The organism is Limnospira fusiformis SAG 85.79 (assembly GCF_012516315.1).
In the GTDB taxonomy this organism is placed as follows: domain Bacteria; phylum Cyanobacteriota; class Cyanobacteriia; order Cyanobacteriales; family Microcoleaceae; genus Limnospira; species Limnospira fusiformis.
On record NZ_CP051185.1, the window covers coordinates 476,401 to 493,580 of the forward strand.

Genomic DNA, 17,180 nt, shown 5'->3' on the forward strand with positions numbered 1-17,180 from the left:
ACCCCTTCCCGACCACATTAACCGTAAAAATCGATGCTAAGTGTTTTAATTTGGATTCCGCTGTTAGCTGCCCTCCTGATTGTACTCTGGCCAAACCTCAGCCCCCAATTATCCCGTCAAATCTCCCTATTAACCGCTGGCGGGTTATTGGTGTGGTCTCTAATTTTGGCAAGGTTATTTGATCCGACTGTAGCCGATCTACAGATGGTAGAACATATTACCTGGATTCAACCCCTCGGCTTAAATTACTATCTGGGGGTAGATGGTTTATCCTTGCCGTTGGTGATTATCAATGCCTTATTAGTAGCGATCGCTATTTGGTCTTCTGACTTAGACATTTCTCGACCCCGGCTATATTATCCCCTGCTGTTGATTATCTTTGCCGGAGTCGCTGGCACCTTTTTATCCTCCAACCTGCTGCTGTTTATACTGTTTTACGAAGTCGAACTAATTCCCCTGTATCTACTCATCGCCATTTGGGGAGGCAAAAACCGAGGCTATGCAGCCACCAAGTTTCTGCTTTATACAGCAGTTTCCGGTCTGTTAATTTTAGCCGCCTTTTTAGGCATAGTCTGGTTAACCAAAGCACCTGATTTTGATTTGGATACCCTCATAACTTCCACTTTGGGAGTGTCCGCATTACCCCTCACTACCCAACTAATTCTACTGGGGGGACTGGTAATCGGATTTGGTATTAAAATCCCCGTAGTCCCCTTTCATACTTGGCTACCCGATGCCCATGTGGAAGCCTCAACCCCTGTATCAGTTTTATTGGCGGGGGTATTATTAAAGTTGGGAACCTATGGTTTACTAAGGTTTGGGGTCGGTTTATTTCCAGATGCTTGGAATGCGATCGCCCCTTATGTCGCGAGTTGGGCAGTAGTTAGCGTTTTATATGGTGCTTCCTGTGCGATTTCACAAAAAGATATCAAGAAGATGGTCGCCTATAGTTCCATCGCCCACATGGGTTATATTATCCTAGCTTTTGCCGCCGCCTCTCCCATCAGTTTACTCGGTTCAGTCATGCAAATGGTTAGTCATGGCTTAATTTCTGCCCTGCTATTTTTAACAGTGGGAGTAGTTTACAAAAAATCGGGAAGTCGAGATATCGATGTGATTCGTGGCTTATTAAACCCTGAACGCGGTTTACCTTTAATCGGTAGTATAATGATTGTCGCGGTTATGGCTAGTGCTGGTATTCCCGGTTTAGTGGGATTTGTATCAGAATTTCTTGTCTTTAGAGGCAGTATGGAAGTGTTCCCCGTGCAGACTCTTCTGTGTATGGTGGGAACTGGTTTAACTTCTGTTTACTTTCTGATTATGATTAACCGTGCCTTTTTTGGTCGCTTGTCCGAGTCAGTCATTAATTTACCAAGGGTACAATGGCGCGATCGCATTCCAGCTATAGCCTTGGCTGTGATTATCACCTTTCTAGGACTACAACCGACCATCCTAGTTAAATGGACTGAAAGCACCACATCAGCACTCATGTATAAGCCCCCAATTGTAGCTCAAATTGAATCAAATGTCAAGGCGATCGGCTTAAATTAATCTCGTCACTCAATCAAAATTGCCCACCATCTAAACTTGTGAATTTATCCACTATGACCAGCAATCAAATCCACCCATTGTTCAAATATATTGAACGCTTAGAAGCTGGTGATGCCTTATTACCAGACTCTCCCCAAAACCTCCTTGAAGTAGTTGGCATCCTCAAAAGTTACGGCATAGTTTTAGATGCCTACTCCGACAACCTGATTTATGTGGCTGACCATCAATTTTTAGTATTTTTCCCGTTTTTTAAATACTTCAATGGCGATTTAAATATCCCCAAATTGCTCAAGTATTGGTGGCACGATCGCATTAATTATGAATATGCCGAATATTGCATGAAAGGGATGTTATGGCATGGGGGAGGCGGACTAGATTCTTACTTGGATTCATCACAATTCCAACAGTTAGCAGAAGCAGCTATTCAGACTAAATTTAAAGGCAATAGTTTCATTCTGCTACTACATCAGATGTTCCCAGAATTTCTACCCGAACAAGTACGACAGTCAGCCTATTATAGCGCTTTGGGGCAATTTTGGCGAGTCATGAGTGATATTTTTATCTCCCTTTCTGACCTCTATGACCAAGGGGAAATTAAATCCATTCCCGCCGTAGTGCAGCATATCTTAGATGGATTAGTTGCCGCCGCCAATAATCCAATTACTTATGGCGTTAAATTGGGGGATAAAACATTAGATATAATCCCTAAATCTGCCGGACTCACATTTTTAATGGATACAGCAGTTCCCTATGTGGAAGCCATTTTTTTCCGTGGTACACCCTTCCCGGGTACAGTATCCTATAACGCTCAAGTTCATCAAATCCCCAGCCTACAAAAAGAATTTACATACGGTGCTTTATACGCTGACCCCCTCCCCATTGGTGGTTCCGGTATTCCCCCCACTCAATTAATGCAGGATATGCGCCATTTTTTACCTGATTATCTCCACAATATTTATAATAATAGTTGCCGAGGAGAGGATGATTTGCGTGTGCAAATATGCCAAAGTTTTCAAAAGTCTATGTTTTGTGTCACGACAGCCGCCATTAAAGGACTAGCACCCTATCCCCTGAACACTGACGACCCCGAACAAAAAAAGGCTAATCGCGCCTATCTGGAAAATTGGTTAAATCGGTTTACCACTTCCCGTTTGTCTGAGGTTAATCAACCTACTTCGACAGATTTTCAACCGTTTCTAGTGCGTTCATAGTTCATCTCAATTGGCAAATTTTTACTTTCTGAATTATGAGTTATTCAAGACTGCAAACTCTGGGAAGATATCTGCGTCCCCATTGGCAAATATCACTATTAGGAACAGTGTCTCTGTTCGTGGTAAATGTGGTGGGGGTTTATATACCTTTACTTATTCGTAATGGTGTAGATGACTTACAAGATGCCGTAGAGTTTCAGGAAGTAGGATGGCAGGTTTTATTGATGGTCGCCCTAGCATCAATTATGTGGGTGATTCGCATGACATCCCGAATTTTAATTTTTGGGGTGGGGCGACAGGTAGAATTTGACCTAAAACAGAAGATTTTTAATCATCTTATTTTCCTGGAATCTTCCTATTTTTCTAATAGTAGAATCGGGGATTTAATTAATAGGGCAACCTCTGATGTTGATAATATTCGGCGGTTGGTAGGCTTTGCAGTCCTGAGTTTAATTAATACCATATTTGCTTATGGTTTGACTTTGCCAGTCATGCTGGCTATTAATATTAAGTTGACTATATTATCGATTTCGGTTTATCCGTTGATGTTAGTGTTGGTGCAGATTTTTAGCGGTAAACTGCGAGATCAACAGATGGAAGTGCAGGAAAAACTCTCCGATTTAAGTGATTTAATTCAGGAAGATATGAGCGGCATATCTTTGATTAAAATTTATGCTCAGGAAACCGCAGAAAGGCAGGCTTTTCGAGAACATAATCAAGGGTTATTATCGGCTAATTTGAAGTTGGCGAGAACTCGAAATTTCTTGTTTCCTTTATTGGGAGGTTTGGCGAGTTTAAGTCTCCTGATTTTGCTGGCTGTGGGAAATGAGGCGATCGCTCAAGGTGATTTAAGTATCGGGGATTTTGTCGCCTTAGTATTATATGTCGAAAGGTTGGTATTTCCCACCGCTTTATTAGGCTTTACTATTACCGCTTATCAGCGGGGAGAAGTCAGTGTTGACCGGGTTGAGTCTATCCTCAGTATTAAACCTAAAATTCAAGATCCACCTCAGCCTATACCCCTGATAACTCCCGTTAAGGGGTGGTTGAGTGCGAGAGATTTAAACTATACTTACCCCGCCGCCAAAACTCCCGCCCTTAATCATGTTAATTTTACCATTCTACCAGGGGAAACTGTCGCGGTAGTCGGTCCTATTGGGTCGGGAAAAACTACCCTAGCTAATGTAATTCCTCGGCTGTTGGATATTGATATAGATAGCTTTTTTATTGATGGTCAGGATATCACTCAACTCTCTCTGGCGCAACTGAGAAAAGTAATTGCTTATGTTCCCCAGGAGAGTTTTCTATTTAGTACCACTATTGCTAATAATATTTGCTATGGTAATCCCTCAGCATTGCGATCGCAAATAGAAGCCGTTGCGAAAATTGCTCAAATTCACGATGAAATCACCAATTTTCCCAAAGGTTATGATACAATAGTTGGGGAGCGGGGTATCACCTTATCTGGTGGGCAGCGACAACGAACTGCCCTAGCTCGTGCCTTGCTTTGTGATGCTCCTATCTTGATTTTAGATGATGCCCTCTCTAGTGTAGACAATCAGACAGCCACCGACATTCTCTATAATCTGACTAGCGGGACTGTACGCCAAACGGTGTTATTCATTTCTCACCAAATGTCAGCTACAGCCAAAGCCGATCGCATTTTGGTGATGGACCAAGGCACAATAGTACAGACCGGAACCCATGACCAGTTACTACAGGAAGAGGGACTATATCGGAGACTTTGGCAACAGCATCAACTCGAACAAATGCTGGCTTGATTACAATAGGAATCATCAACTGTCAATTTATGAAACCAGAGTATGAGTGTATCGGTTGGCAACGAGTTACTACAAAAGGGAAAAACCCTCCAGAATACGGGTTTGTGTGGTTTGACCATGCAAGTAGTTTTTGCCTTCGTCGCGATTTTATCATTAATTTTCACCACCACAGGTAGAAGTATTTCTGATGATGCTAACCCCGCCCTCGGTGTAAGTGTAACCTTTGCAGTTACCGGACTAATTATCGCCGGATTTAGCATTGTTATATCATTTCGCTATGCCAACATAGGCAAACAGTTATTATCCCTCAATACAGTCAAACCCAAAAAATCCGACACAGTTAGACTCTTGCGGGTCGGCTTATTATTGGGAATGGTTGGTATCCTGATTGCATTAATGGGGTCAGGTATAACCGCATCGGTATTAATTGCCAAAACCATTTCGCAGCCACCAGGAACCACCCTAACCGAAGCCAGTGAGGCGGTTAGAGCCCTGGATGTATTTGTGATGATTGCCAATTTAAATGTACTAGCAACCCATTATGTTGGCAGTGTAGCATCAATTTGGCTACTTTATCGAATTTAGTTGCCGCGCAATCTTCCTAGGGTAGTAATATAAATAACCGCTTCATCGGTGGGGATACCCAACACCTCATTAACCAGGTTATCAAAAAAACCACCGATACCACTAGCACCTAAACGTAGGTGGGTGGCGGCGAGGTTCAATCTTTGGCCGAGATGACCAGCATCGCTATGTAAATAACGATAAGCGCGATCGCCATATTTAGCGATCGCCTTGTTCAAGTCAGCAGTATGAAAAAGCAGCGCCGCCGCATCTCGTCCCAAATCTTGTCCCAAACACAGATAATGCAACTCTCGCCGAAAATTTTTAAAGCGAATTTGCCTAAGTTCCTGTGCTTTGGGGGCATAATAATAACATCCCTCCTCTAGTCCATTCACCCCAGAGACAGCGATAAAAGATTCAATCAGACTCAAATCAAAAAAGTCCGGTGCAGCATCTAAACCCTGATAACCGTAGTGCTGATGTTGATAGGTAAAATCCAGTAGAGCGAGTAATTCTTCCAGGTTGAGATTCCCCCCACTATAGCGACGGGTTGATCGTCGGCGCAATTGGGCTGTATTTAACCCCTTGAGGTCTTTTCCCCAATCAATGGCAGGGGTGACAGTCGAGACCTTGGTGCAGAAGGGGAAATTATATTTATCTTCGGGTTCTTCTTCTGATGCTAATTTTTTCCAGCCTTGGGAACCGGAGGTGTCCGATTTAATTTGGCTGGCACAGTGGAGGTAATGGAGCATTTCCCCATCGGGAATTTCGGGATAGTCGGTTTGGGTAGCCGAGGGTAAGGCGGTTCGGAATTGGGGAAGGTTCTGGTCAATTTCCAGTAAGTCAGCCAAAGCCACCACAGCGATCGCTGCTTCCGTTTCCGAATCCAGGTATAGTAAGTTATTAAGGGTTTCGTCGGCAAATCCGCCAATTAGATGGGGACGATAGGAATTTAAGGCTCCTGCTAGTTCCAAATTACCCAATAAGTGACCTGTATCGAGAAATATGCGACGATAGGCGCGGTCTTGGTATCGCCAAGCTGAACGGTAAAATACAGCAGTAACGACCATCGCCAGTTTAGTATTTTCCAGGCATGGATGCCAAAAACAGGCTTGTTTCAACTCCGACCAAATTTGGCTATCCCAAAATTGCACTAGGGAGTGATGTAGGGTTTGATAGTTATACAGTCCCGCTGGTAATTCTGGGGTTCCCCTGGAAACTAGATAGATTTCGGCTGGATACAGTCCCCCGGCTGAGGGTGACGATCGCAAATAGTGAAATCCGCTAGTTGTGGCTAGTTTAGCGGTTAACCCATAGGTATGTAGTAGTAGACTAGATAATCGCTGCCATGGGTCTGTGTTGGCTGTGGGAATTTGAGGATCGGATATTTCTTTGAGATAGGGTTTCAGGTCAAATACCGTGCCAATCTTGTATTCTTTGAAGGGTTCTGGTTGTTTAGTCCAGTCTAACTGTTGACCCTTAGAGGCTAAGGTGTCGGGATCGTATTTGGTTCGCTCATGGTAGTATTGGGCGATGGATTTCAGTGGTTCTGACATTATGACACAGGTTAAATGTGAGGACGGACAGAATCGTTAACGGGAAAGCCAGAGATGCGATCGCGCTATGTGGTCAAAGTCCTAACGCCACTCCCCAAGTTTACACTTTTTTAGTGCGATCAGCTCGCAGCAACTGAGCAAATCTTAGCACAGTTACCAGTCAATTAGGCTGTCTGGGTTCACGCTACACAGGTTTTTCCTGCCAAATCTTGATGGGGAATTTCCACAAAATGCTTTCGCAAGTGGCGAGAGTTAATCTGATTATCGGTGGCTGACCCATAGCGCCATAATTTACTGGTGAGCAAGATTTGTGGGAAAATCAGCTTATTAACTCACCCATCAGTATACATACTTATTGGTCTCCCCAACCATGAAACCCCAGACTAACTTTATTGTCATTGATACAGAAGGACAACCGATTCTGAAAGCTATGGCGATCGTTGATCATCAGGGAAACTTAATTTATGAAGCCTTTGACGAAAGACATTGCCAAAATCCCCAACTTATCGACCAAAGTAAACCCCTGAAAACCATAGTTAATGAATTCTTAGCTATAGCCGGATCTCAAACCATTATCTGTCACTATGCACGTCATGATATGGAAGTGCTTAGGAATACATTTCGCGCTGTCGGTGTCCGACCACCTCGCCTCAGTTTTCAATGCAGTTTTGAATTGGCTCAACGCTATCTTCCACAATTAGGAAGTAATAGCCTACAAACTATTAGCAAACAGCTAAATTGAAGCCGGGATGACCAGACCAATAACCGCGATTTCCTCCATCGTGCCAAACATGATGCCTTATTTACTTATCAACTTTATCGACGCATGATTAACGAACTATTAAAAACTCGACTGCAACATCAACCCAACCCCTTTGGAACCAGCAGGGTTGATACTCCTTTCCAAAGCCACATTGATTTTAGGGCGATTTTTGACAATGAATTTGAGCGACTAAAACATATTCTTTCTGATATTAAAAATGATGTCAATCATCAGAGCAAAGGAGCCGTAGTTATTGGGGAACCAGGTTCTGGCAAAACTCACCTAATGATGAGATTAGCCCAAGATTTATTAACTAAGAATAGGCTCTTATTTATTCGGCAACCTAATAATCCTGACACGGTTCTATTTCATACCTATAGCCGCATTCTGGAGTCTTTAATTCAAACAGTTCCTGACAGTTCACATACTCAGCTTGAATATTTGCTGGCTAATAGTTTCGCGCAAATCATCAAAAATACTCAGGATTATGCTACCCCTACCACCCAAAAAGATGAACGATTAATTGAGTTAATAAAAGCCGATAATCTCAAGCTATTTACCGACCTCGGAAAAGAGGATACTCGCCTGAAACGAGAATATTGGCAACACATAGAAAAACGTGCTTATGATTGGTGGATTAATCAGTTTTCTTCTGCTGGATATGCGCCCAAAATTCTCAAAGGGATAATTCGGTTTTGTGGCTATACCGATTTTAAACGCCGTCAAACTATTACTCAGTGGTTAGCTATGAATGATGTAGCACCCGAGGAGTTAGAAAAGGTCGGTTTGGAAAGCTGGGGAGAAGACACCAGTCGGGAGGAAATTTCCCTGGCGGCGTTGGCGGTTTTTAGTAAGCTGTCTCTCTTGGATGAACCCTTAATTATTATTTTTGACCAGTTAGAAGGTTTGGGTCAAAAACACAATGAACGACTGTTACAAAGTTTTGGAGAGGCGGTTAAGGAAATCTTTACCCATGTTCCCAATAGTTTAATTATCTTAAATCTGTTTCCCGATCGCTGGTTACAATTTCAGCAGGTTTTTGATGGTTCAATTATTGACCGTATTTCTCAATCTCAAATTATCCTAAATAAGCCATCTAATGAACAACTCAAGCAATTACTTGATTTAAAAGCACAGGTGGCTGATGTGACTATTGATGAATTATTTGAACCCCAGGAAATTGCCGACATTTTAACTGCGCCTTCTATTCGTTCAGTTGTGAATGCGGCGGCGGACTACTACCGCTATAAAATTGATGGTATTTGTTTACCTCAGCGACCTGATAAATCGGGTAATTCTGGGGTTATAGGGATGATGGAAAAACAAATTCATCAGTTGAGAGAAGAGGTGGCGGAACTCAAATTCATTGTCAGTAAATTAGTTGATACTTTTAATTTAGCCGACGGGGAAAATATTGTCAGAGTTTTTCCTAATGGTATGGCGGCTAGGTCGCCAATTAACTCTTCTCGGCGTAGTCAATTAGAAGATTATCTACGACAGCAAAGGGGTATCCTAGAACAGAATTATGGTCAACCAGCGATTATTTCGGAAAGTGATGATTTCGGGAAATTAAAGATGATTATTGAATCATTAAAGCTGGTTTTGTCTCCCCTGAGTGTGGATATTTTGCGACTGGGGAAACGGGTACTTCCTGAACATTTGGTGATTAAGACAGCAACCCATCAATTTGCGATCGCTTTTTTGCACCAAAGCGGGACTCGATTTTATCACCGGATGAGAAACTTAAACGAATTGGTCAGCCATCGTCCTGATATTCATTTTAACCTGTGTCGAGATGCGCGGGAAGATTTGATATCAGGAAAGTCTAGTAAGATAGAGTTAGAAAAGTTCTGTCAGGGGAACAATAGCCATTATCTTCTGTTTGACCGAGACCAACGCATCACTTTTGAGTTAATTTATCAGGCGATCGTTGATATCCAAAATCGCGATTTAGAGATAGATTTACCAGAAGCCTTAGATATTCTCCTGTTAGACTACCAGGACTATTGGCTATTCCAAAACCTCACTCAACTCACCCTAGATGGTTAGCAACCAAATAGCTGAATAGTTGAGTTCAGAAATAGGTTGGATGATGCTTTCGTCTCACCCAACCTATCGGTAACTTACGACACTGTAGACATCAACTTGGAAGAAGATGCAATTTCGGGTACTTTATTCCAAGTATGATCAGAGATGGTATCAGGGACTGGAACCGGATAACCCATACCTCGCCAAAATTCTTGAACTCTTGTTTGTTTAGCTTCCAGACGAGTTTTTAGCATTTCCGCTGCTTTCTCGGGTTCGCCACAACCACAGAAAAATAAATCAGCCGCAAAATAGCCATATTCAGGCCAAGTGTGAATGGCAATGTGGGACTCGGCTAGGGTAGCCGTGGCGGTTACACCATGAGGACTAAACTGGTGAACACAGATATCTATAAGGGTAGCACTTCCTGCTGCGATCGCATCAAGAATGGCTTGACGGATCAGATCTGGGTCGTTTAGGATATCAGCGGGACACTGCCACGCATCGACAACAATATGGGTTCCGAGTTGTTTCATTTTTGGTGATTTCACCCCCCTTTTCGTGGGTTGTAAATGGTTATGCTGGGCTCAAATCAGCAGTCGCTACTTCAGTTTAAGTCCGGGGAAAATAACCGAGTTTTAGAACTCTCCTCATGGGACAAATAGGGCCATCTTCCGGCGACGCTAGATTTTCGTACTCCAGCCTCTGCTATTGTAGCACTCTGTTATAATAATTGATCGCACTGAACATATAATTTAATTTTTCCGTTCAGTGCTATTGATGTACTTCTGGACTTCAGCCAATTTTGTCCCCAACCGACCACCCAACAGTCACCAGTCAACCCCAAACTACCCCCAAACCGTTTCTGAAGTGGGCCGGGGGTAAGACTCGCTTAATTCCTCAGTATACTACTTACTTTCCCGACAATTATCAAGCCTATTATGAGCCTTTTTTGGGCGGTGGTGCTATCTTTTTTTATCTGCAACCTAACCGAGCAATTTTAAGTGATATTAATAGCGAGCTAATTAATGCTTATCAATGTGTGCGTGATGATACTCAGTCGCTGATTAGCAAGTTAGAACAGCATCAGCAGAACCATAATCAAGGTTATTATTACCAGATGCGATCGCAAAAATTTGAGAATCGGCTTGACCAAGCCGCGCGCCTTATTTATCTCAACAAGACTTGTTTTAATGGCTTATATAGAGAAAATCGCCAGGGTCAATTTAACGTACCTATGGGGAAATATAAAAACCCGAAAATTTGCCCGAAAGAATTATTGATCACCGCCTCGAAAACTCTCCAATCTGCAACTCTTAAAGTCCAATCATTTGCAGCCATTGTCAATGAGGCTAATTCTGCTGATGATTTTGTCTATTTCGACCCTCCCTATCACCCCCTGAGTCCCACCAGTAACTTTACCAGCTACAGCCATCATAAATTTGGGGTTGATGAACAGGAAAAATTAGCCGAAATCTTTAAGACCTTACACAACAGAGGAGTGAAGGTGATGCTATCTAATTCTGATACTGAGTTAATCAGAGACTTATATAAGGACTTTAATATCCACCCTATCCAAGCGGGTAGGGCGATTAATTCAAATCCCCAAAATCGGGGAAAAATTACGGAACTTTTGATAACTTCCTATTAGGATAGGACGGCTAGTTTAATAACAAACTAACACAGAAACAATCAGAAAGATAGCCACAGCGCTATGTAGGAGATAATCTCGCTGAGGTTTGAGTGTAGCAGCAGGTTGAATAAAGTAAATCTTGGGTTCTTGCTTATCTTTGTTGATGGTATACATACTACTGGACTTGTTTGTGTGAGTTGCTTATCAGTAAATCTAAACAAAATCTAAAGTTTTGTCAAACAATATTGACAAAAGATTACTTATATGTATGATAAGCCAAGCGATCGCCTTGGAAAAATCGCACTCCCGGCGACTTTCGGGTGGAGCGGGTTGAGGGAACAGCAATGCCCAGGCTATAAATTTCTGGTAAAGTAGGAAGGGGATATCCCCTTGATAGCGCGAAAAGTAAATTATGCTACAAACCGCAGCCCAGAACCCAGGTGCAGTTCACAGCGATTCAAAATTCGATGTAGAACTCCGTAAAGTATTCAAAGTATTCAACGGGGAAACCGCAGTGAGGGCGGTAGACCTAGACATAAAGCGGGGAGAATTTTTCAGCATTCTCGGACCGTCAGGCTGTGGTAAGACCACGACACTGCGGCTAATTGCTGGATTTGAAACCCCATCCGCCGGGGAGATTCTCATCAGGGGTCAGTCAATGAACCAAACCCCAGCCTATCAGCGCCCGGTAAATACAGTTTTCCAGAGTTATGCCCTATTCAATCACATGAATGTCTGGGATAACATCGCCTTTGGGTTGAAATTAAAACGCCTAGGGAAATCGGAAATTGAAGCGAAAGTCCTGGAAGCCCTACAATTGGTAAAGATGGAATCGTTTGCTAACCGTTATCCGAACCAAATGTCAGGGGGACAACAACAGCGGGTAGCTTTAGCGCGGGCTTTAGTAAATCGTCCAGCGGTGCTACTATTAGACGAACCCCTGGGAGCGTTAGATCTGAAATTGCGTAAACAAATGCAGATGGAGTTATCAAATTTGCATCGCAATTTGGGGTTAACCTTTGTGATGGTAACTCACGACCAAGAAGAAGCGATGAGTTTGTCCGATCGCATAGCGGTAATGCACGAGGGTCGCATTGAACAAATTGGCAGCCCCAACGAAATTTACCAACATCCCCAGACCCCCTTTGTGGCTGACTTTATTGGAGACACTAACCTATTTAAGGGACAAGTTGAACAAGCCAATAAGGAGGCTATACAAGTATTAACGGACACAGGGTTACAGATTATCGTAGCCATGAACAAGCGATCGCGCAATGACTACCCAGCAGTATCGCCTCATCAATTACGAGGGGGGGCGAAGGTTGTAGTTAGTATCAGACCCGAAAACATTACCCTACATTCTGAACCGCCAGAGACTCCCGGAAATAGTTTTGCCGGAAAATTAGTCGATCAGATGTACTTAGGTACTCACTTACAGTACATTGTCAAACTGAACACAGGGGTAACCCTAATGGTGCGACAGTCTCAGAGTTTAGGAGAAAACCTAGATTATGATCGCAATATTTATGTCTGTTGGAAACCCACAGATTGTTTAGCCCTACCGGAACCTCAACACCGCTAAAATAGTTGTTGTAATATTATGGTTTTGATGGCAACGGTAAAAAACAGTGCCCCCAAGGAAATTACGCCCGTTTGGTTTTCATAAAGGGATGCAGACCCGGCGCGGGTTTCTGCAATCGACTATGGCGGCGGCGATCGCCTCTTCCGCGTCAGGCTGTGGGTGGACTTTAGGCGAAATCAAAACCACCCCCAGCACCCGCTTCTCATCAGATACCCTGTATATATATACTTGGGCCGGATACACCGATCGCGATCTGCTAGAACGCTTTACCCAGGAAACGGGGCTGAGAGTAGTGGCAGATGTATTCGATTCTAATGAGGCTATGTTAGCCCGTATACAGGCGGGAGGAGCGGGAGCATATAGTATCATCTACCCCTCGGAATACATGGTACAGAAGATGGTAGCACTAGGGCTATTAGCTGAATTAGACCATACCTTAATCGTGGGGTTAGAAGATCTATTTCCCAAATTCCAAAATCCCGATTATGACCCCAACTCCACTTATAGCGTCCCTCTGAGTTGGGGAACTACAGGTTTAATTTACAACAGCAGACTATTACCAAACTCTCCCGAAGACTGGGAAGATCTATGGACATATCAAGACCAACTCAGCCGTCGGCTAACCCTACTTAATGATGTACGGGAAGTGATGGGAGCTAGTTTGCGGCGTTTAGGCTACTCCTACAACAGCACCAATCCTAGGGAGATTAATCAAGCCTATCAGGAATTGGTCAAGCTGCGAGGAGCGATCGCATCTTTTACCACCGATGCTTGGCGACCTCAGATGATTGTAGGAGACTTACTCCTAGCCATGTGCTATTCTTCCGATGCGGCGGAAGTGATGCCCGAAAACGAAGATTTAGAATACATCACCCCCGTTAGTGGTTCTTCCCTGTGGATTGATACCCTGGTAATTCCCAAAAGCGCACCTAACCCAGAAGGTGCTTATCAGTGGATTAATTTTATGCTGCGACCAGACATCGCCACCCAAATTGTCGAACGCCTCAGCTTTGCTACCCCCTCCCTAGTCGCCTATCGTCAACTTCCCCAAGAACTCCGGGAAGACCCAGCCCTATTTCCCCCAGAAAGCGTGATTGCCAACAGCGAAACAGTTTCGCCCCTACCACCAGAGATAACCGCCCTTTTTGATCGCTATTGGACTAGACTCACCAGTGGTTAATTGGAACATCGGGTGCTACTACGAATTAAACCTTAAAAAAATGCTCAAACTCTATTATGGCTGTATCTACCCCCCCTAAGACCCCTTATGAACCTCCCACCACACCGGCTAAAACTGGCATCTCTCAGATCTGGTCAAAGTTAGCTGGACCCGTAATTATGCTGGGACCGGCGGGGCTGTGGTTACTACTATTGCTGGTGTTTCCCACCCTGGTGATTTTTCAACTCAGCTTAGTGGAGAATATTCGCCCTGGGGATGTGGTAATTCCTGATGGTCTGGGTAACTACCTGCGGGTATTTGAACCCATAAATTTGCGAGTAATTGCTAGATCGGTTAATTTTGCGATCGGAACCACAGTTTTTTGTTTGTTGTTAGGGTTTCCGGTAGCTTACTGGATAGCCGTTATGGCTCCACCCAAGTCGCGTAACCTTCTACTATTAGGGTTTGTTCTGCCTCTATGGACATCTTCCTTGCTGCGCTCCTATGCCTGGATTACCATTTTACGACCCACAGGAGTGCTAAACTCATTTCTGGGGTTATTGGGATTACCTACTTTAGCACTACTTAATAGCAGTCCAGCCGTTTTAATTGGCATGACCTATAGCTATTTACCCTATATGGTAACCGTGCTGTATGCCTCCCTGGAAAAACTAGATCGCCGTCTGTTGGAGGCTTCCGCTGATTTAGGAGCCAAGCCTCCCGAAACCTTCTGGAAAATTACAGTTCCCCAAGCTAGGACCGGAATTATCGCCGGGTCACTATTAGTATTTATTAGTTCCCTGGGAGATTTTGTCGATCCAGAACTGTTAGGCGGCGCTTCTAGTATGACCGTATCTCGGCTGATTTACAATCAGTTTTTAGGAGCCACTCAAAACTGGGGTTTTGGTTCAGCCCTAAGTATGGTGCTAATTTTTGGGGTGAGTATAGCGATCGCTCTTTTAATCCGCTACGGTGATGGCAGACCCTCAAAATAAACAGGCGACCAACTCCGGCGCGTGTATAAAGTTGCACCCTAGCGTCCAGGCTCACTCCAGCACCCGCCCCTACCAAACTTAAAATTCCATGCAGGATATTAACAATCACAATCATCAGTCAGACATTCCTCAAGAAATGCAAAAGCCTAAAATGAGATTTCGGGTATCTTGGCAGATCATATTTGTTGGTCTGATGTTCCTGTATATGTATCTGCCTATCTTGGTTCTCACCTTTTATAGCTTTAATCAATCCCGCTATAGTGCTGGGTGGCAGGGATTTACCCTACAGTGGTATGTCAAACTTTTTCAGGATACCCGCATCCTTAGCGCCCTGAAAAATAGCCTCACCGTTGGCTTGAGTGCCGTAGCCATATCAGCAGTCATTGGAACCCTGATGGCTGTCGGACTATCTAGGTTTCGGTTTCCGGGAAAAGGTATTTATCTGGGGGTATCTTACCTGCCCTTAATTATCCCCGACATTGCGATCGCTGTTTCCACCCTAGTATTTTTAGCAGCCTTAGCCATTCCCCTGAGTTTATCAACTATCATAGGCGCTCATGTAGTCTTCTGTCTCGCCTATGTCGCCCTGGTCGTATCCACTCGCCTGGCTGACCTAGACCCCCACTTAGAAGAAGCTGCATTAGACTTAGGGGCGACACCCGAGCGAGCCTTTATCAAAGTCTTGCTACCCCAACTGATGCCCGGTATCATTTCTGGCTGTTTATTAGCCTTTGTGCTGAGTATGGATGATTTTTTGATTGCCAGTTTCACCGCCGGAAGTGGCGCAACTACCCTACCTATGGAAATTTTTAGCCGCATTAGAACCGGAGTTAAACCCGATATTAACGCCCTCAGCGTCATTTTGATTATGGGTTCCGGGCTGTTAGCATTTGCCGGAGAGTTTCTCAGAAATCAAAGTCAGAAGAACTGAAAAATTGTCTTGGTTCCCGTATACGGGGTAAACTGTTTGTCTTGCTGTTCGCCATGAACGTGGCTTAAATTTAACCTGTGTGGATAACATCATCAAAAGATACGGTTCTAACTCCGACTGCTGTTGCCTTGGGTAACTTCGATGGATTTCATCGAGGACATCAACAGGTAGTCCGACCCATTCTCAACCCCAATCAAGTAGCCGTAGATTCCCAGAAGGTAGGGGGCGGATATTCCGAGACAACTCCGCCATTCGGGATTTCTGGCTATGGAACAGTGGTCACTTTTAATCCTCACCCCCAGGAATTTTTTACAGGTCAAACCAAAAAACTGTTAACTCCCTTACCGGAAAAAATTGAGATTCTACGCAGGTTTGGGGTTCAGCAGTTGGTGCTTTTGCCTTTTGACAAAGATTTGGCTAGTCTCACCCCAACTCAGTTCGTTGAGCAGATTTTGGTGGAGTATTTACAAGCTACTCGGGTGAGTGTCGGTTTTGATTTTCGCTTCGGTCGCCATCGCATGGGTAGTACCGACGACTTAAAGGCGATCGCCTCTCAGTATGGTATTGATGTCGAAATAGTTTCTCGCTTTCCCTGTCCTTATGGCGATCGCATCAGTAGTTCCATCATCCGAGAATCCCTTACAGAAGGTCATCTTAACCGTGCTAATCAACTATTAGGACGTGCTTATACCCTCCTCGGTGAAGTGGTACAGGGTCAACAATTAGGGCGGACTCTGGGATTTCCTACAGCTAATTTACAACTGCCACCAGAGAAGTTTTTACCTCGATACGGTGTTTATGCAGTCCTGGTTACCGGACTTGCTGCCCGGTACGGCAAAACTATCGCGCCTCAGTTAGGAGTGATGAATATTGGTTGTCGTCCTACTGTAGCTGGAGACAATCCTACCGTTGAGGTTCATTTATTAGATTGGGATGGGGATTTATATGGTCAGAGTTTGACTGTCAGTTTAGAGGGGTTTTTGCGACCAGAACAAAAATTTGCATCCCTTGAACAGCTAAAGGCGCAAATTCAAAGGGATTGTACCCACGCGCGAACCTATCTCCAGGCTAGGAAAAATCTGCCCCTACTGGATTAATCTAGTTGCCTGACTAATGTTGATTTTGAACTGCTCTATAAGGCTATAGTTCTCGTCGGGAATAAGGTTTCAATCCACACCTGCGCCCCAGAACATAGCTTTTTGAACGGTTGATATAGTAGGCGGCAAGGCCCATCAATTATTATTTCCGAAGCATACAAGGTTTTATTGCCTTTGTTCAAGATAATTGGTGGTTGTAGCAATTGTTGGATGTCGCTTATCTCTCCTTGGGTTTCCCTGAGTATGCGGTTGTTGTTACCAATGACTTTCTTGTTGATATGAATATACGTGGGTTTATTCTTAGGACGGCTACATTGCCAAGTAGGCTTCGG

The 17,180-nt window shown here is 44.0% G+C and carries 16 protein-coding genes; 12 read left to right on the plus strand and 4 right to left on the minus strand.

Features of this window, described 5'->3' with window-relative positions; genetic code table 11:
- The first annotated feature begins 33 nt into the window (after positions 1–33).
- The 4 genes from HFV01_RS02390 to HFV01_RS02405 are packed head-to-tail and all read left to right on the plus strand — an operon-like array spanning position 34 to position 5,128.
- Entirely contained in the window at positions 34–1,551 is a 1,518-nt protein-coding gene (locus HFV01_RS02390; RefSeq protein WP_046318406.1) for an NADH-quinone oxidoreductase subunit M, read from the plus strand.
- 53 nt (positions 1,552–1,604) lie between these two features.
- Positions 1,605–2,762 carry a CO2 hydration protein gene (locus tag HFV01_RS02395; RefSeq protein WP_006669325.1) on the plus strand — a complete coding sequence of 386 codons (1,158 nt, stop codon included), beginning with the start codon at positions 1,605–1,607 and terminating at the stop codon, positions 2,760–2,762.
- Positions 2,763–2,797: 35 nt separating this feature from the next.
- The gene (locus HFV01_RS02400) at positions 2,798–4,543 is read left to right on the plus strand and encodes an ABC transporter ATP-binding protein (RefSeq protein WP_006623514.1); all 1,746 of its coding nucleotides are present in this window, start codon (positions 2,798–2,800) and stop codon (positions 4,541–4,543) included.
- Between the two features lie 42 nt (positions 4,544–4,585).
- Positions 4,586–5,128 carry a DUF3611 family protein gene (locus tag HFV01_RS02405; RefSeq protein ID WP_006669324.1) on the plus strand — a complete coding sequence of 181 codons (543 nt, stop codon included), beginning with the start codon at positions 4,586–4,588 and terminating at the stop codon, positions 5,126–5,128.
- Here the strand turns inward: HFV01_RS02405 and HFV01_RS02410 are convergent.
- Positions 5,125–6,663, minus strand: a complete 1,539-nt coding sequence (locus HFV01_RS02410; protein WP_006623516.1) for a SagB/ThcOx family dehydrogenase — start codon at positions 6,661–6,663, stop codon at positions 5,125–5,127. The two genes, HFV01_RS02405 and HFV01_RS02410, sit on opposite strands and share 4 nt — an antisense overlap.
- A gap of 179 nt (positions 6,664–6,842) precedes the next feature.
- The gene (locus HFV01_RS30040) at positions 6,843–6,968 is read right to left on the minus strand and encodes a hypothetical protein (protein ID WP_006623517.1); all 126 of its coding nucleotides are present in this window, start codon (positions 6,966–6,968) and stop codon (positions 6,843–6,845) included.
- 65 nt (positions 6,969–7,033) lie between these two features.
- Here HFV01_RS30040 and HFV01_RS30045 point away from each other — a divergent pair, with 65 nt between their 5' ends.
- Positions 7,034–7,405 carry a 3'-5' exonuclease gene (locus tag HFV01_RS30045; protein ID WP_318286112.1) on the plus strand — a complete coding sequence of 124 codons (372 nt, stop codon included), beginning with the start codon at positions 7,034–7,036 and terminating at the stop codon, positions 7,403–7,405.
- Between the two features lie 84 nt (positions 7,406–7,489).
- A complete protein-coding gene (locus tag HFV01_RS02415) occupies positions 7,490–9,475 on the plus strand; it encodes an exonuclease (RefSeq protein ID WP_318286114.1) in 1,986 nt (661 codons plus the stop codon).
- Positions 9,476–9,549: 74 nt separating this feature from the next.
- Here the strand turns inward: HFV01_RS02415 and speD are convergent, their stop codons facing one another.
- Positions 9,550–9,987 (minus strand): adenosylmethionine decarboxylase, encoded by a 438-nt coding sequence (gene speD, locus HFV01_RS02420; RefSeq protein WP_006623519.1) that lies wholly within the window; start codon positions 9,985–9,987, stop codon positions 9,550–9,552.
- 269 nt (positions 9,988–10,256) lie between these two features.
- Between speD and HFV01_RS02425 the strand changes: the two genes are divergently transcribed.
- Positions 10,257–11,102, plus strand: coding sequence for a DNA adenine methylase (locus HFV01_RS02425; protein ID WP_193520799.1), 846 nt, complete (start codon positions 10,257–10,259; stop codon positions 11,100–11,102).
- Between the two features lie 15 nt (positions 11,103–11,117).
- Here the strand turns inward: HFV01_RS02425 and HFV01_RS02430 are convergent, their stop codons facing one another.
- Positions 11,118–11,258, minus strand: a complete 141-nt coding sequence (locus HFV01_RS02430; RefSeq protein ID WP_006623521.1) for a hypothetical protein — start codon at positions 11,256–11,258, stop codon at positions 11,118–11,120.
- A 238-nt stretch (positions 11,259–11,496) separates the two neighbouring features.
- Between HFV01_RS02430 and HFV01_RS02435 the strand changes: the two genes are divergently transcribed.
- The 5 genes from HFV01_RS02435 to HFV01_RS02455 all read left to right on the plus strand — a co-directional run bounded on the left by HFV01_RS02435 (position 11,497) and on the right by HFV01_RS02455 (position 16,848).
- A complete protein-coding gene (locus tag HFV01_RS02435; RefSeq protein WP_006623523.1) occupies positions 11,497–12,666 on the plus strand; it encodes an ABC transporter ATP-binding protein in 1,170 nt (389 codons plus the stop codon).
- 88 nt (positions 12,667–12,754) lie between these two features.
- A complete protein-coding gene (locus tag HFV01_RS02440) occupies positions 12,755–13,846 on the plus strand; it encodes a polyamine ABC transporter substrate-binding protein (RefSeq protein ID WP_006623524.1) in 1,092 nt (363 codons plus the stop codon).
- Positions 13,847–13,902: 56 nt separating this feature from the next.
- Complete coding sequence (locus tag HFV01_RS02445) at positions 13,903–14,820, plus strand: ABC transporter permease (protein WP_006623525.1); 918 nt, start codon at positions 13,903–13,905, stop codon at positions 14,818–14,820.
- A gap of 88 nt (positions 14,821–14,908) precedes the next feature.
- Positions 14,909–15,751, plus strand: a complete 843-nt coding sequence (locus tag HFV01_RS02450; protein ID WP_006623526.1) for an ABC transporter permease — start codon at positions 14,909–14,911, stop codon at positions 15,749–15,751.
- Positions 15,752–15,828: 77 nt separating this feature from the next.
- A complete protein-coding gene (locus tag HFV01_RS02455; RefSeq protein ID WP_006623527.1) occupies positions 15,829–16,848 on the plus strand; it encodes a bifunctional riboflavin kinase/FAD synthetase in 1,020 nt (339 codons plus the stop codon).
- Positions 16,849–17,180: the final 332 nt, after the last annotated feature.

What these genes read in the sequence shown, in the direction of transcription:
- HFV01_RS02390 (WP_046318406.1), top strand. Translation starts at nt 34, where the DNA reads ATGCTAAGTGTTTTAATTTGGATTCCGCTGTTAGCTGCCCTCCTGATT.
- HFV01_RS02395 (WP_006669325.1), top strand. Translation starts at nt 1,605, where the DNA reads ATGACCAGCAATCAAATCCACCCATTGTTCAAATATATTGAACGCTTA.
- HFV01_RS02400 (WP_006623514.1), top strand. Translation starts at nt 2,798, where the DNA reads ATGAGTTATTCAAGACTGCAAACTCTGGGAAGATATCTGCGTCCCCAT.
- HFV01_RS02405 (WP_006669324.1), top strand. Translation starts at nt 4,586, where the DNA reads ATGAGTGTATCGGTTGGCAACGAGTTACTACAAAAGGGAAAAACCCTC.
- HFV01_RS02410 (WP_006623516.1), bottom strand. Translation starts at nt 6,663, where the DNA reads ATGTCAGAACCACTGAAATCCATCGCCCAATACTACCATGAGCGAACC.
- HFV01_RS30045 (WP_318286112.1), top strand. Translation starts at nt 7,034, where the DNA reads ATGAAACCCCAGACTAACTTTATTGTCATTGATACAGAAGGACAACCG.
- HFV01_RS02415 (WP_318286114.1), top strand. Translation starts at nt 7,490, where the DNA reads ATGATTAACGAACTATTAAAAACTCGACTGCAACATCAACCCAACCCC.
- speD (WP_006623519.1), bottom strand. Translation starts at nt 9,987, where the DNA reads ATGAAACAACTCGGAACCCATATTGTTGTCGATGCGTGGCAGTGTCCC.
- HFV01_RS02430 (WP_006623521.1), bottom strand. Translation starts at nt 11,258, where the DNA reads ATGTATACCATCAACAAAGATAAGCAAGAACCCAAGATTTACTTTATT.
- HFV01_RS02435 (WP_006623523.1), top strand. Translation starts at nt 11,497, where the DNA reads ATGCTACAAACCGCAGCCCAGAACCCAGGTGCAGTTCACAGCGATTCA.
- HFV01_RS02440 (WP_006623524.1), top strand. Translation starts at nt 12,755, where the DNA reads ATGCAGACCCGGCGCGGGTTTCTGCAATCGACTATGGCGGCGGCGATC.
- HFV01_RS02445 (WP_006623525.1), top strand. Translation starts at nt 13,903, where the DNA reads ATGGCTGTATCTACCCCCCCTAAGACCCCTTATGAACCTCCCACCACA.
- HFV01_RS02450 (WP_006623526.1), top strand. Translation starts at nt 14,909, where the DNA reads ATGCAGGATATTAACAATCACAATCATCAGTCAGACATTCCTCAAGAA.